General features: G+C 69.0%; 10 protein-coding genes. 5 read left to right on the forward strand and 5 right to left on the reverse strand.

Features of this window, described 5'->3' with window-relative positions:
* Positions 1-196 precede the first annotated feature (196 nt).
* From AB0H50_RS33830 to AB0H50_RS33850, 5 genes are all read left to right on the forward strand, one after another.
* Positions 197-1279 carry an ABC transporter substrate-binding protein gene (locus tag AB0H50_RS33830; RefSeq protein ID WP_357460881.1) on the forward strand — a complete coding sequence of 361 codons (1083 nt, stop codon included), beginning with the start codon at positions 197-199 and terminating at the stop codon, positions 1277-1279.
* Complete coding sequence (locus tag AB0H50_RS33835; RefSeq protein ID WP_357460883.1) at positions 1276-2121, forward strand: ABC transporter ATP-binding protein; 846 nt, start codon at positions 1276-1278, stop codon at positions 2119-2121. Before AB0H50_RS33830 ends, AB0H50_RS33835 begins: the two co-directional genes overlap by 4 nt.
* Positions 2114-2983: an ABC transporter permease gene (locus AB0H50_RS33840; protein WP_357460885.1), complete on the forward strand. Its 870-nt coding sequence runs from the start codon at positions 2114-2116 to the stop codon at positions 2981-2983. The genes AB0H50_RS33835 and AB0H50_RS33840 overlap by 8 nt, the downstream gene beginning before the upstream one ends.
* Positions 2984-3015: 32 nt before the next feature.
* Entirely contained in the window at positions 3016-4362 is a 1347-nt protein-coding gene (locus tag AB0H50_RS33845; RefSeq protein ID WP_357460886.1) for an LLM class flavin-dependent oxidoreductase, read from the forward strand.
* 126 nt (positions 4363-4488) lie between these two features.
* Positions 4489-5418 (forward strand): TauD/TfdA family dioxygenase, encoded by a 930-nt coding sequence (locus AB0H50_RS33850; RefSeq protein WP_357460888.1) that lies wholly within the window; start codon positions 4489-4491, stop codon positions 5416-5418.
* 63 nt (positions 5419-5481) lie between these two features.
* Here the strand turns inward: AB0H50_RS33850 and car are convergent, their stop codons facing one another.
* The 5 genes from car to AB0H50_RS33875 form a co-directional block, all read right to left on the reverse strand.
* Positions 5482-8970 (reverse strand): carboxylic acid reductase, encoded by a 3489-nt coding sequence (gene car, locus AB0H50_RS33855; RefSeq protein WP_357460891.1) that lies wholly within the window; start codon positions 8968-8970, stop codon positions 5482-5484.
* A 100-nt stretch (positions 8971-9070) separates the two neighbouring features.
* On the reverse strand, positions 9071-9829 hold the full coding sequence (locus AB0H50_RS33860) for an acyl-ACP thioesterase domain-containing protein (protein ID WP_357460893.1): 759 nt from the start codon (positions 9827-9829) through the stop codon (positions 9071-9073).
* Positions 9830-9878: 49 nt separating this feature from the next.
* Complete coding sequence (locus AB0H50_RS33865; protein ID WP_357460895.1) at positions 9879-10424, reverse strand: carboxymuconolactone decarboxylase family protein; 546 nt, start codon at positions 10422-10424, stop codon at positions 9879-9881.
* 87 nt (positions 10425-10511) lie between these two features.
* Positions 10512-10877, reverse strand: a complete 366-nt coding sequence (locus AB0H50_RS33870) for a DUF3703 domain-containing protein (protein WP_357460898.1) — start codon at positions 10875-10877, stop codon at positions 10512-10514.
* A 175-nt stretch (positions 10878-11052) separates the two neighbouring features.
* Positions 11053-12177, reverse strand: a complete 1125-nt coding sequence (locus tag AB0H50_RS33875; protein ID WP_357460901.1) for a helix-turn-helix transcriptional regulator — start codon at positions 12175-12177, stop codon at positions 11053-11055.
* Positions 12178-12204 lie beyond the last annotated feature (27 nt).

The following is a 12204-nucleotide window of genomic DNA, read 5'->3' on the forward strand; positions in this document are numbered from 1 at the left end:
GTTCCCCATGGGTGAGGCCCGGCTGACGCGCCGCCGCACGGTGGACCTCATGCGCGTCCCGCACGGCGTCTGTCGCCGCTGAACGTCGGCGCTTCACCGCGCCACGAGCCTCGATCAGACAGCCTTCCTACGCTCACCTGTCGTATCGGCATGCCCTCGTCCGGACGGTGAGCGCATTCAGCGAAAGAACCGAAAGATGTTGTCCCTGAATCGACGACCGCGGGTGCTCCGCGCGCTCGCCGCCGTCTTCGCGATCCCCACCGCCGTGGCGGTCTTTGCCGGGTGCGGCTCGTCCCGACCCGCCACCACCGCCGACGGCAAGACCGTGCTCCGCTATCAGGGGTCCACCGGCCAGGTCTCGGCCTTCGAATTGGCGGCCGAGCTCGGCTACTTCTCGGAAATCGAGCTGCACTGGGAAGGCGACACCACCAGTGGGCCCGCCAACATCCAGGCCGCGGCCACCAAGCAGATCGAATTCGGCAGCGCCTTCAACGGCGCCGTCGTGAAACTGGTGGCAGGCGGCGCGCCGGTCACCTCCGTGCTGAGTTCCTATGGCGCCGACGAACTCTCCTACACCGGCTACTTCGTGCGCGACGATTCCGGCATCACCTCGGCCCGGGATCTGATCGGCAAGAGGGTCGGGATCAACACCCTCGGCGCGCACCACGAATTCGTCACGCGCGAATGGCTGCACCGCGAGGGGCTGAGCGATCAGGAGATCGAGCAGGTCGAGCTCGTGGTGGTGCCACCGGTGAACACCGAGGAAGCGCTGCGCAACAAGCAGATCGACGTGGCCGCGCTCGGCGGCGTGTTCCGGGAGACGGCCGTCGAGCGCGGCGGCATCCACCCGCTCTTCGCCGACAAGGCGATCTTCGGCGAGTTCGACTACGGCACCTACGTTTTCCGCGACGACTACATCCAGCAGCATCCGGCGGCGGTGCGCGACTTCGTGCAGGGCACGGCCCGCGCCACCCGCTGGCTCCAGGTGACGCCGCGCGATCAGGTTCTCGCTCGCTTCGAATCCATCATCGACAAGCGTGGGCGCAATGAGAACACCGCACTGCTGAAGTACTGGCGCAGCCCCGGCATTCCGGTGCCCGGCGCGGTGATCGCGGAGAAGGAACTGCAGATCTGGATCGACTGGCTGGTCCGCAACGGCGACTTGGCCAAGGGCAAGCTCTCGGCGAAGGACCTGTTCACCAACGAGGACAACCCGTACGCCAACGGCACCTACGGACCGACCACGGGCCCGGCCGGAGAGGTGGTGGCGGCGAAATGACCGGCACCGCAGTCAAACTCCGCCTCAGCGGGGTGAGCAAGCAGTTCGCGATCCGCGGCTCGCAGGAGCAGTTCACCGCGCTGGAGGACATCTCGCTCGACCTGCGCGAGGGCGAGTTCCTCGTGCTGGTCGGCCCCAGCGGGTCGGGCAAGTCGACGCTGCTCGATCTGCTCGGCGGGCTGAGCAAGCCGACCGCTGGACAACTCCTGTTGGACGGCAAGCCGATCACCGAACCCGGCCTCGACCGCGGCGTCGTCTTCCAGCAGTACGCGCTGCTGCCGTGGCGCACCGCGCGGGCGAACATCGAGTTCGGGCTCGAGGCCAAGGGACTACGCCGGGCGCGCCGCAGGGAGCTGGCCGACCACTACCTGGAACTGGTCGGCCTGGCCGGGTTCGGCGACCGCTACCCGCACGAGCTGTCCGGCGGCATGAAGCAGCGCGTCGCCATCGCGCGCAGCCTCGCCTTCGACCCCGAGGTGCTGCTGATGGACGAGCCGTTCGCCGCGCTCGACGCGCAGACCCGGGAATCGTTGCAGGACGAGCTGTTACGCATCTGGAAGGCGACCGGGAAGACGATCCTGTTCATCACCCACGGCATCGACGAGGCGGTCTACCTCGGGCAACGGGTGGCGGTGCTGACCTCGCGACCGGGGCGGGTCAAGTCGATCCTCGAGATCGACATCGACCGCGAATCCGGCGCCGACATCCGTTCCGGCGAGCGCTTCCGCGAATACCGGCACGCGATCTGGGAGCAGCTGCAGACCGAAGTGACTCGCGCGCAGGGAATCGAACGCGCGGAGATCGGCTCCGCGGGCACCGAAAGGAGGCACGCCCATGTCTAGCGCAGTGCCGGTCTTGGCGAAGACCGCCGGCCGTGCCGAACCGAAGGCAGCCACGCCGACGCGGGTGCGCGCAGAACAGGCTTCCCGTCTGCTCGCCGCCACCCTGCGGCTCGGCTGGCGGCTGCTGAAGCCGACGGTCGTCATCGCGCTGTTCCTGGCGCTGTGGGAGAGCGCGCCGCGCCTCGGGCTCGTCGACGAGGTGTTCCTGCCGCCCTGCTCGGTCGTGGTGCAGGCGTTCGCCGATCTGGTGACCAGCGGCGAGATGTGGGAGCACGTCTCCACCAGCCTGACCCGCTCGCTCAGCGGTTTCACCCTGGCGCTGCTGTTCGCCATCCCGGTCGGCATCGGCATCGCCTGGTACCGGCCGGTGGCCGACTTCCTGAATCCGATCCTGGAGCTGTTCCGCAACACCGCCGCGCTGGCGCTGCTTCCGGTCTTCGTCCTGATCCTCGGCATCGGCGAGACGTCGAAGGTCGCGCTGGTGCTCTACGCCAGCTTCTTCCCGATCCTGCTGAACACCGTCACCGGCGTGCGCACCGTCGACCCGCTGCTGATCAAGTCGGCGGTCTCGCTCGGCTTCGGCCCGCTGCGGCTGTTCCAGAAGGTGGTGCTGCCCGCCGCGGTGCCATCGATCTTCACCGGTGTCCGGATGGCGGCGGCGTCCTCGATCCTGGTGCTCATCGCCGCCGAAATGGTCGGCGCGCGCGCCGGGCTCGGCTATCTCATCACCGCCGCGCAGCAGAACTTTCAGATCCCGAACATGTACGCGGGCATCCTCGCCATCTCGCTGCTCGGCCTGACCTTCAACGGGGTCCTCGTCGCACTCGAGCGCCGATTCTCCCGCTGGCGCAACCACTCCTGATCGTGCTCTAACGAAAGAACGCAGAACCCACCATGTCCGAATCTCGTAAGACCTTCCACCTCAACGCCTTCCTGATGGGTGTCGGCCATCACGAGGCCGCGTGGCGGCACCCGCGCACCGAAGCGCGCCGGGTGCTCGACGTCGCGCACTTCCAGGAGCTCGGGCGCATCGCCGAGCGCGGCAAGCTCGATTCCGTCTTCTTCGCCGACGGACTCGCGGTCGGCCCGCAGCTCGAGCGCAACACGCTGGCCGTCTTCGAGCCGGTGACCCTGCTGTCGGCGATCGCCACGGCCACCGAACGGATCGGGCTCATCTCGACCGCGTCGACGACCTACAACGAGCCGTTCACCCTGGCCCGCGTCTTCGCCTCGCTGGATCACCTCAGCGGCGGCCGCGCAGGCTGGAACATCGTCACCTCCGGCAACGAGCAGGAGGCCTTCAACTTCGGGTACGACGCCATCCCCGAGCACGCGCGTCGCTACGAACGCGCGCAGGAGTTCGTCGACGTCGCCGTCCAGCTGTGGGACAGCTGGGAATCGGGGGCGATCGTGCTCGACGAGGAGACCGGTGTGTTCGCCGACCCGGACCGCGTGCACACCATCGATTACGCGGGCGAGCGGTTCCGTGTCCGCGGCCCGCTCAACTCGCCGCGCAGCCCGCAGGGACGTCCGCTGCTGGTGCAGGCCGGTTCGTCGGAGAGCGGCAAGGAATTCGCCGCCCGGTACGCCGAGGCGGTGTTCACCGCGCAGCGCACGCTCGAGGAGGGACAGCGGTTCTACCGCGACCTGAAGTCCCGGCTGCCCGAGTACGGGCGCTCCGCCGACGAGCTGAAGGTACTGCCCGGTTTGGTGCCGTTCATCGCCGACACCGCCGAGCAGGCACGCGCACTCGAGCAGGAATTCACCGATCTCATCTCCCCCGATTACGCGCTGCGCCAGCTGTCCAGCCTGCTCGGCGTCGACCTGACCGCGCACGCGCTGGACGCGCCGCTGCCTCCGCTGCCCCAGGAGAGCGAGATCGAGGGCGGCAAGAGCCGATTCACGCTCGTCAAGGAACTCGCCGAACACGAGCGGCTGACGGTGCGCCAGCTCATCGGCAAGCTCGGCGGCGGACGCGGGCACCGCACGTTCGCCGGTACTCCGGAGCAGATCGCCGACGAGCTGCAGACCTGGTTCGAGAACGGCGCAGCCGACGGGTTCAACATCATGCCCCCGTACCTGCCCGGCGGACTCACCGACTTCGTCGACCGAGTGGTGCCGATCCTCCAGGAACGCGGGCTCTTCCGCACCGAGTACACCGCGACCACGCTGCGGGGGCACTACGGACTCGAGCCCGTGGCAAGCCAATTCGCGCCGGCCGCCGCGCGAGCGACCGCCTGAGCGTCATCGAACCACCGATGCCATGCCGCTGATCCGACGACTCGAGGTCGACTACATGCGCATGGGCAGCAGCAACTGTCGCAGTGACCGCCGCCCACCGTCGATCACCTCCCGAAAGACATGATCATGACCACCGTCAGCGAAGCCCCTACCACCGTCCACATCGCCCCCGTCGCCGGGCACATCGGCGCCGAGGTCACCGGCGTCGACCTGCGCGCCGATCTCACCGACCAGCAGGTCGCCGACCTCACCGCCGCGCTGTACGCGCACAAGGTGCTGTTCTTCCGCGGCCAGCACATCGGCCACGCCGAGCACCTCGCGTTCTCCCGGCGCTTCGGCGTCGTCACGCCCTCGCACCCGTACGACGACGACGCGCCAACCGAGTTCCCGGAGATCCTCGCCGTGGACAGCCGCCTGTACGAAAAGCGTTTCGGCGCACGCAAATTCAGTTACACCAACCACTGGCACACCGATGTCTCGCCGCTGATCAATCCGCCCGCCGCCTCGCTGCTGCGCGCGGAGGTCGCGCCGGAACGCGGCGGCGACACCAGCTGGACCAATCTGGCCGCCGCCTACGCGGGCCTACCCGAGTCGCTGCGTACCTTCGTGGACGGCCTGCGCGCCGAGCACCGGTTCGGCGGCAAGCAGCCCGCCTGGCACGAGGACAGCGACTACGCGAAGAAGGTGGCCAAGGCGCCGCTGGTAACCGAACACCCGGTGGTACGGGTGCATCCGGTCACCGGCGAACGGATCCTGTTCGTCAATCCCGGCTTCACCACCCGGATCGTCGGACTCAGCCCGCGCCAGAGCGACGCGGTGCTGAAGCTGCTGTTCGACGAGCTGTCCGATCTCGCCTACACCGTCCGATTCCGTTGGGAGAAAGGCAGCCTGGCGTTCTGGGACAACCGGGCCACCGCTCACCTCGCCCCGAGCGACCTCGACCACCTCGACGTGACGCGGGTGCTCTACCGCACCACGCTCGAAGGCGACATCCCGGTCGGCGTCGACGGCGCGCCGTCGACCTCGATCGCGGGCGACAAGTTCGTGGGTGCCTGATTCCGGGTGTCGAGGCCCCGCGCACCGCACCGTCGGCGCGCGGGGCCTCGGCCTTTCGCGCGATCAGAGCAGCCCGCGCAGCCGCAGATCACCGACATACTTCTCGATCAGCGGCGGTGACAGGTGCGGAATGTCCTCGGCGCCAGGGAGTTCGAGAGATCGGACCGCGGCGCGGAAGTTCCCGGCGGGCAGGGCCGCGCAGGGCAAGGCCGGCGCAGGCCGTCGGTACGCGTGCAGCAGCGGCAGCAGGGTGTTGGCGCGCTGATGCTCGGGAAGAGCGCGCAAGGCGGATTCGAAACGGGTGAACCAGTCGCCGTAGTCGGCGATGCGGTGGATCGGGTGCCCCGCCTCGATCAGCCAGTCGACGAAGGTGTCCAGGGAGATCCCGTCGTCGTGCGGGTTGAGCACGTCGTAACTGTGGAAGCCGTCGGTCGCGGCGGCGCCGAGCGCGGCGACGGCCGCGGCGGTGAAATCCGCAGGCAGACCGTCGTAATGGGCGCGCGGACGCTGCCCGTCGGTTTCGGTCCGGTAGAAGGATCGGGGGGCGATGCCGGTGGCGAGCAGGCTGAGCAGCAGCCGGGTGAACATGTCGGGCACGTTGAGCTGACCGGCGTATCGGCTGTGCGCCAGAATCATGTCGGAGCGGAAGACCGCGACCGGCAGCCCGAACCGGGAATTGGCTTCGCGCAGTAGCACTTCACCGGCCCATTTGCTGGTGCCGTACCCGTTGGCGTAGCTCTCGTCGATGACCCGGACCGGGCTCATCTCGCGAATGTCACCGTCCTCGGCGAACTTCGACGGATCGATCTGCGCGGCGACCGCCACCGTGGAGAGGTAGTTGACCGGCTTGCGGCGCGTGGTCAGCGCCAGCCGGATCAGTTCGGCCGTGCCGACCACGTTGGGGCCGAACAGCTGCCGGTACGGCAGCACGTGATTGACCAGCGCGGCGGGATGCACAACGAGGTCGGCTTCCGCGGCGAGCCGCCGCCAAGTAGCCTCGTCCACATCGAGATTCGGTTCGCCGATATCGCCCGCGACTACCTCGAGGCCGCGCTCGGCCAGCTCGTGGAAGCGAACGAGCAGATCGGCGTCTCCGGTGTCGAAGACCTCGTCGAGCCGTTTGCGCGCGGCGCACCCGTCGGCGCCGCGCACCAGGCAGATCAGTTTGCCGCCAACGTTGTTCAGCCGTTCCAGCCATTCCAGACAGAGGAAGCGGCCGAGGTAGCCGTTGGCGCCGGTGAGCAGCACCGTCCTGGCCGGGCCCGCGGCGAGCGGCAGGTCCGCGGCGACGGACAGGGTCGCCGGATCGAGGAACGCCTCCAGCGTGAGCTGCGCGGCGGTGACCCGGCGGGTATCACCGTGCACGGCGACGAAGCTCGGCCGGTGCGCGCCGCCGGACCGGGCGGTGTCGATGTATTCGGCAAGCCCGCGCAGATCGTTCGCCGGGCTGGTGACCACGCCGACCGGCACCTCGACGCCGAAGACCTCGCCGAGCAGGTTCGACAGCGACAAGGCCGACAGCGAATCGCCGCCGAGATCGGTGAAGTGCGCGTCCGGACGGATGTCCGTGCCCGCGCAGCCGAGCAGGGCGCGGGTCGCCCGGCCGACAGTCTCCAGCACAGGTCGCGTCGCGGCCTCGTGGCGCAGCGCGAGCAGTTCCTCGTTCTGGGCCGCGGCGAGATCCGCGTACAGCTGCTCCAAGTGCTGGCCGTATCGCTGCTTCAGCTTGGGGCGCAACAGCTTTCCGATGCCGGAGAGCAGCCCGTTCGCGGTGCTGAACGGTTCGGTCTCGATCAGGAAATCGCGGGGGATCTCATGGGAGTTCAGTTCCGCGTCCTTGGCGACCTGCTGCAACGAATTACTCAGCGCCGCAGCGAGTTCCGCGCCTTGCCAGCGGGCCAGCGCGTCGTCGGTGGGCACGATCACGGCGAGCAGATAGGCGCGTTCGCTGCTGCCGTGCACGAAGATCTGCCGCACCAGCGGGCTGCCCGCGAACACCGCCTCCAGCTTGGCGACCGTCACGAATTCGCCCTGGGACAGCTTCAGCACGTTGTTGCGGCGATCGACGTAGACGAGGCGATCCAGGCCGAGCTCGGCGACGATGTCGCCGGTGCGATAGAAGCCCTCGTCGTCGAAGATCTCGGCATCGAGCTCGGGGCGCCGGTAGTACCCGGCGATCATCGCGGTCGTCTTCAACAGCAGCTCGCCGCGCGGATGCGGCGAATCCGTATGGAAATAGCCGAGTTCCGGCACGTCGACGAGCTTGTAGTCGAGCACGGGAGGCCTGCGCACCAGCGTGTCGATGACCAGTCCGCCGCCCGCCTCGGTGGAGCCGTAGCCGTCGTGCAGCTCCAGGTCGAGCACGGACTCCACGAAGGTCTTCATCTCGGCGGCCAGCGGGGCGCTGCCGCACATCGCGGTCATGTAGCGCCCGCCGAAGAAGTCTTCCCGCAGTTCGGCTTTCACCGCCTCTTCGAGGTCGGCGGACGCGCCGCCCGAGCCGGCCCTGCGGTCGAGCTCGCTCTGGTACCGCTGAAAGACCATGTCGCACACGCGCGGAACGAAGAACAGCTCGGTGGGCCGCACCAGGGCGATGTCCTCGAACAACGTCGACATATCGCTCGCCGCGGCGAAATACGCCGTGCCGCCGCGGGAGAGCACCCCGTACAGGCTCATCCGGCCCGCCACGTGACTCATCGGCATGTAGTTGAGGTTGATCGACGCGACCAGCGGCTGGGCCAGCCACATCGCGGCCACCAAGCCGCCGGTGTACATCGCGCCCTTCGGCGTTCCGGTGCTGCCCGAGGTGTAGATGAGCAGCGTCAGCGCGTCGGCTCCGGGATCCCGCAACGGCGCGGGCGGGAGTTCGCGGCCGCGGGCGACGATGTCATCGAGAGTTTCGATCACGATCGAGGTGGCCGCCAGGCGGCGGCGGGCCGATTCCAGCGCCTCGCGGTGATCGTCGTCGCCGGAGTGGTGGTCGAACACGATCAGCCGATCCGGCGCGTGACCGTCGAGCACACCGTCCACGGCGTGGTCGAGCAGGTCCAGGCTGGTGGCGACGACTCGCGGCGCCGTCTCGCCGAGGATCGGGCGCAGCTGCGCGACGGGCGCACCGGCTTGCAGCGGAACCGCGACGGCGCCGAGGTAGACGCACGCCAGATCCAGGACGGTGTACTCGGCGCTGGTGAAGCCGAGGATGGCGACGAAATCGCCTGCGCGCACAGGGATCTCGTGATACCAGTGAGCGGCGACCGCGCCGACGCGCGCCCACACCTCGCCGTAGGTCATGATGTCGAAGGTCGGCAGCAGCCGCGTCGTCCGGCGGCCGGTCCGCGGATCGGTGCTCAGCTCCACCGATCGCTGCCCGAGCGCGGGGCGGTCGGCGTAGCCGGTCATCACGGTCTCCGCGATCCGCGGCAGCGGCATTCCCGGCTGCCGGATCTCCGCGCTGATCTCGCGGCTCGGCGCCGCGTCCCGGATCTGCCGATGTTCGGCGTACAACCGCGCGATCCGCTCGGTCTGTCGCGCGGCCCGTGCCTGGTCCGCCATTGGTCCGCCTCCACGATGAGCCACCGGTCCCCTGACAGCACGTTAGCTCAACTAAGGATCTCGGTCTCGGGTTTCGCGGAGCCCGCGACCTCCCGCCCGGTCAGAGCACGGTGACCCGGGCCACCGCGCGCGCTTCTTCGCCTGCGGCGAGCCAGGCGTCCAAGGTGTCGCCCGCGCGACGGCCGACCACCCGGACCTCGTCGCCGGATTCGAGCGGCTTGGCGTACTCGATGATCACCCGGTACGGGGCCGTGAGCAGATCGCTGTGCCCCGCCAGCAGTTCCTCGAGCGCACCGAGGTAGACCGCGTTGTTGACGTGATCGAGCATGTCGATGTCGGCCACCCGCAGCGGGAACGGCAACACCTCGACATCGGCCGCCGCCGGGTCGGGCATGGGATCGGTGAGGGCGGACTGCCAGCGCAAGCGATGCTCGGTGGTGCTGGCCAGCATCGGCGCCATGAAGCGGTCACTCATCCGGGTCGGCACGCCGCTGTCGATGCCGAAGTGAATCAGAAAGGCCTCGGTCTCGATGAGGCCGCCCCCGCTGCCGACGATCTGCACGCGCATATTGCACCAGCGGTTGGACAGGGCCGAGCACCACCGGTCCAGGGTGACCCGCTCACCCCACGCCACCGGCTTCAGCACGTCCATCACGGTGCGGCGCACCACCCAGCCCCGGTGGTTGTCGCCGTCCTCCACCGCGCCGAGATGCTCGAAGCCGATGTCCTGCAGATAGCGAGCTACCGCGTCGAGGCGGAGGCGCTGTTCCCGGTCGGTATCGGCGAGGCGGACCGGCCACCCCGTCCGAAAGGCGGTTCCAATGGACGGACGTTCCGGCAATACGCTGGGAATGACCATGGTCGGATGATGCCAGGACACGGCCCTGACACCCCATCCGGCACTCCGGTCAACCCAGCCGAGACTCAGGAAGCGCGCACACCATGCCCTCGGCCATGCCGGTGGGCCGCACGCCGAGCGCCTGGTTGAGCCGGGCGCGCTGGTTCTCCCAGGCGATCGCGGCGGCCAGCTCGGTGAGTTCCGCCTTACCGAGGTGAGTGAGCAGCTGGGCGCGTAGCTCCTCCAGCCCGACGGCCGGTGTCGTCGTGACGGCCTCGGCGTAGGCGATCACGAGTTTCTCCAGCTCGGTGTAGGCGTCGCTGGTCCGATAGCGCGGCAACTCGATGACCTCCCGCTCGGTCATCCCGCTGTACTGCGCGATGACCGAGCCGATGTCCAGACAGAACTCGCAGTTCACCAGACCTGCGGTCTTCAGCTCGGCCAGGTCTTTGAGGTGCGTGTCGAGACGATTGGCGAAGATCGACATCGTCTCGTAGACCGCCGTGCTCACCAGCAGCTGCGGCCTGCGCCCCAGCCAGCCGACCAGATCGGTGCGGTTCCGGCGGGCCCGCCGGAACGCCCGTAAGTGGCTCCGAATACGCCGAACGGTTCGCATCTTCCGGCCTCCCCTTCGCTCGTCGCGGGTATTTCCGGTTGCCGCCATCCTACGCCCGGAACGACAAGCTGTAGTAGAGCTTCCGGGCTAGGTGCGGGCGGTCTCGCCGCGCCCCGCTTCGAGGATCGCGGCCAGATCGGCCGGTATCGGCATGGGCGTCATGATGCCGACGGCGGCGCGGCCGGTGTTGCCGATCGGCACCCGGCCGAGCGACGAAGCGAGCCCCGCGCCCGACAACCGAACCACCTGACCCAGCGCCTCCTTACGGTCACGGCACCGCAGCGCCAGCCGCAGCATGTGCCAATGCGAGCGAGTGTGCGGCCACGGCCACGGCTGCGACAGGATGTGCGCGCGCTCCAACGCACGCCACATGTCGCCGAGATCGGTAGCGTCACTGGCGGCACGCAGTTCTTCTTCGAACGCGGTACGAACGGTCGGCGGCATGGGGGCCATGGTTACTCCTGCACTCCTGCAACATCCTTACCCTCCAAGGCTCGCCCACCGGCCAGCTGCCGCCTTGAACAAACCTGCTGCGCCTCCCCGTCGACCTCACAGGTCTTTTCGACGCCTCGCAGGGCTTAGAAGCTCTGCGAGGCGTGTGAAAGGCGTGCGTAGACGGGATGAACCTCTAGACGGTGGCGTTCCAGTTCAGGTGGTTGAACTCTGAAGGGGGAGCGCCGAACATACTGCGGCAGACGCGGGTCAGGTGCGCACTGTCGGCGAAGCCTGCCCGGTGCGCCACTTCGGTGAGTGAGTGTCCAGCCGCGAGCAGTTCCGCGGCGCGCTGTATCCGCAGCCAGCGCAGATACGGGCGGAACGGCAACCCGAGTTCGGCCGAGAAGACGTGGGCCAGACGGCTTTCCGACAGATGAACGGCACGCGCCAGTTCGGCGAGCCGGACGGGGCCGGCGGACATTCGCTCCGGCAGCAGCCGCAGCACCTCGGCCACCGCGGGATGGCGCACCGCCTCCCCCGCCGCACCGACGCGCAGCCACTCCGCCTCCGATTCCGAAGCGCGAGCCGAGCGCACCCAGTCGACGAAGGCGGCCGCCTCCTCGGTGAGCATGCTGCTCACCCCCAGCTCGGTGGACGCCTCTGCGCCCCCGCGCCGCCCAGCTGCGTTGCTCACGCCCAGCTCGGTGAATGCCTCTCTGCCCACGCGCTGCTCGGTGGGCGTCTCTTCGACCGCGCGCTGCTCAGCGGATGCCGCTTCGCCCACGTCCAGCCCCGCGGATGCCCCTCCGCCCACATGTCGCCCAGCGACCGCCCCTTCGGCCACACCCGGTCCGGCGGTCGCCCCTGCGCCCCCGCCCGGCTCGGCGGTCGCCCCTTCGGCCACACCCAGTCCGGCGGCGGCCCCGCCGACCACCCCCTGCTCGACGCGCAACCATTCGCTGAGCACGTCGAGCCGCAATTCCGCTGCGGCGCACGCCCATCCGTGTGCGGAATCGCGCGGGCGCGCCATCGCGGCCCACCGCGTGCCCGGCGCCGACTCCGGATCCAAGTGCACCACTGCACCGTGCGACGCGCCGCGCACGACCGCGTGGGCCACGTCCGGGGGAACGACGGCCGCGCGGCAGACCACCCGCTCCCCCGCTCGGTCCGCGAGCACCATGTCCTCGGCGGCGACGATGACCTGCACCGTGTGATGGGCGTGCAACGCGGCGGTCCCGATCTGACCGACGATCACCAGCCGCCCCGGCCGCAACGCGGCTACACCCCGCCATCGTCCCGCAGTGCGACCGTCCACCATCTCCCAAGTGTCGCCCGACCACATCGG

Source organism: Nocardia sp. NPDC050793 (genome assembly GCF_040654065.1).
Classification (GTDB): Bacteria; Actinomycetota; Actinomycetes; order Mycobacteriales; family Mycobacteriaceae; genus Nocardia.

What these genes read in the sequence shown, in the direction of transcription:
- car (WP_357460891.1), bottom strand. Translation starts at nt 8,970, where the DNA reads ATGGCGGACCAGGCACGGGCCGCGCGACAGACCGAGCGGATCGCGCGG.
- AB0H50_RS33865 (WP_357460895.1), bottom strand. Translation starts at nt 10,424, where the DNA reads ATGCGAACCGTTCGGCGTATTCGGAGCCACTTACGGGCGTTCCGGCGG.
- AB0H50_RS33850 (WP_357460888.1), top strand. Translation starts at nt 4,489, where the DNA reads ATGACCACCGTCAGCGAAGCCCCTACCACCGTCCACATCGCCCCCGTC.
- AB0H50_RS33845 (WP_357460886.1), top strand. Translation starts at nt 3,016, where the DNA reads ATGTCCGAATCTCGTAAGACCTTCCACCTCAACGCCTTCCTGATGGGT.
- AB0H50_RS33840 (WP_357460885.1), top strand. Translation starts at nt 2,114, where the DNA reads ATGTCTAGCGCAGTGCCGGTCTTGGCGAAGACCGCCGGCCGTGCCGAA.
- AB0H50_RS33835 (WP_357460883.1), top strand. Translation starts at nt 1,276, where the DNA reads ATGACCGGCACCGCAGTCAAACTCCGCCTCAGCGGGGTGAGCAAGCAG.
- AB0H50_RS33860 (WP_357460893.1), bottom strand. Translation starts at nt 9,829, where the DNA reads ATGGTCATTCCCAGCGTATTGCCGGAACGTCCGTCCATTGGAACCGCC.
- AB0H50_RS33875 (WP_357460901.1), bottom strand. Translation starts at nt 12,177, where the DNA reads ATGGTGGACGGTCGCACTGCGGGACGATGGCGGGGTGTAGCCGCGTTG.
- AB0H50_RS33830 (WP_357460881.1), top strand. Translation starts at nt 197, where the DNA reads ATGTTGTCCCTGAATCGACGACCGCGGGTGCTCCGCGCGCTCGCCGCC.
- AB0H50_RS33870 (WP_357460898.1), bottom strand. Translation starts at nt 10,877, where the DNA reads ATGGCCCCCATGCCGCCGACCGTTCGTACCGCGTTCGAAGAAGAACTG.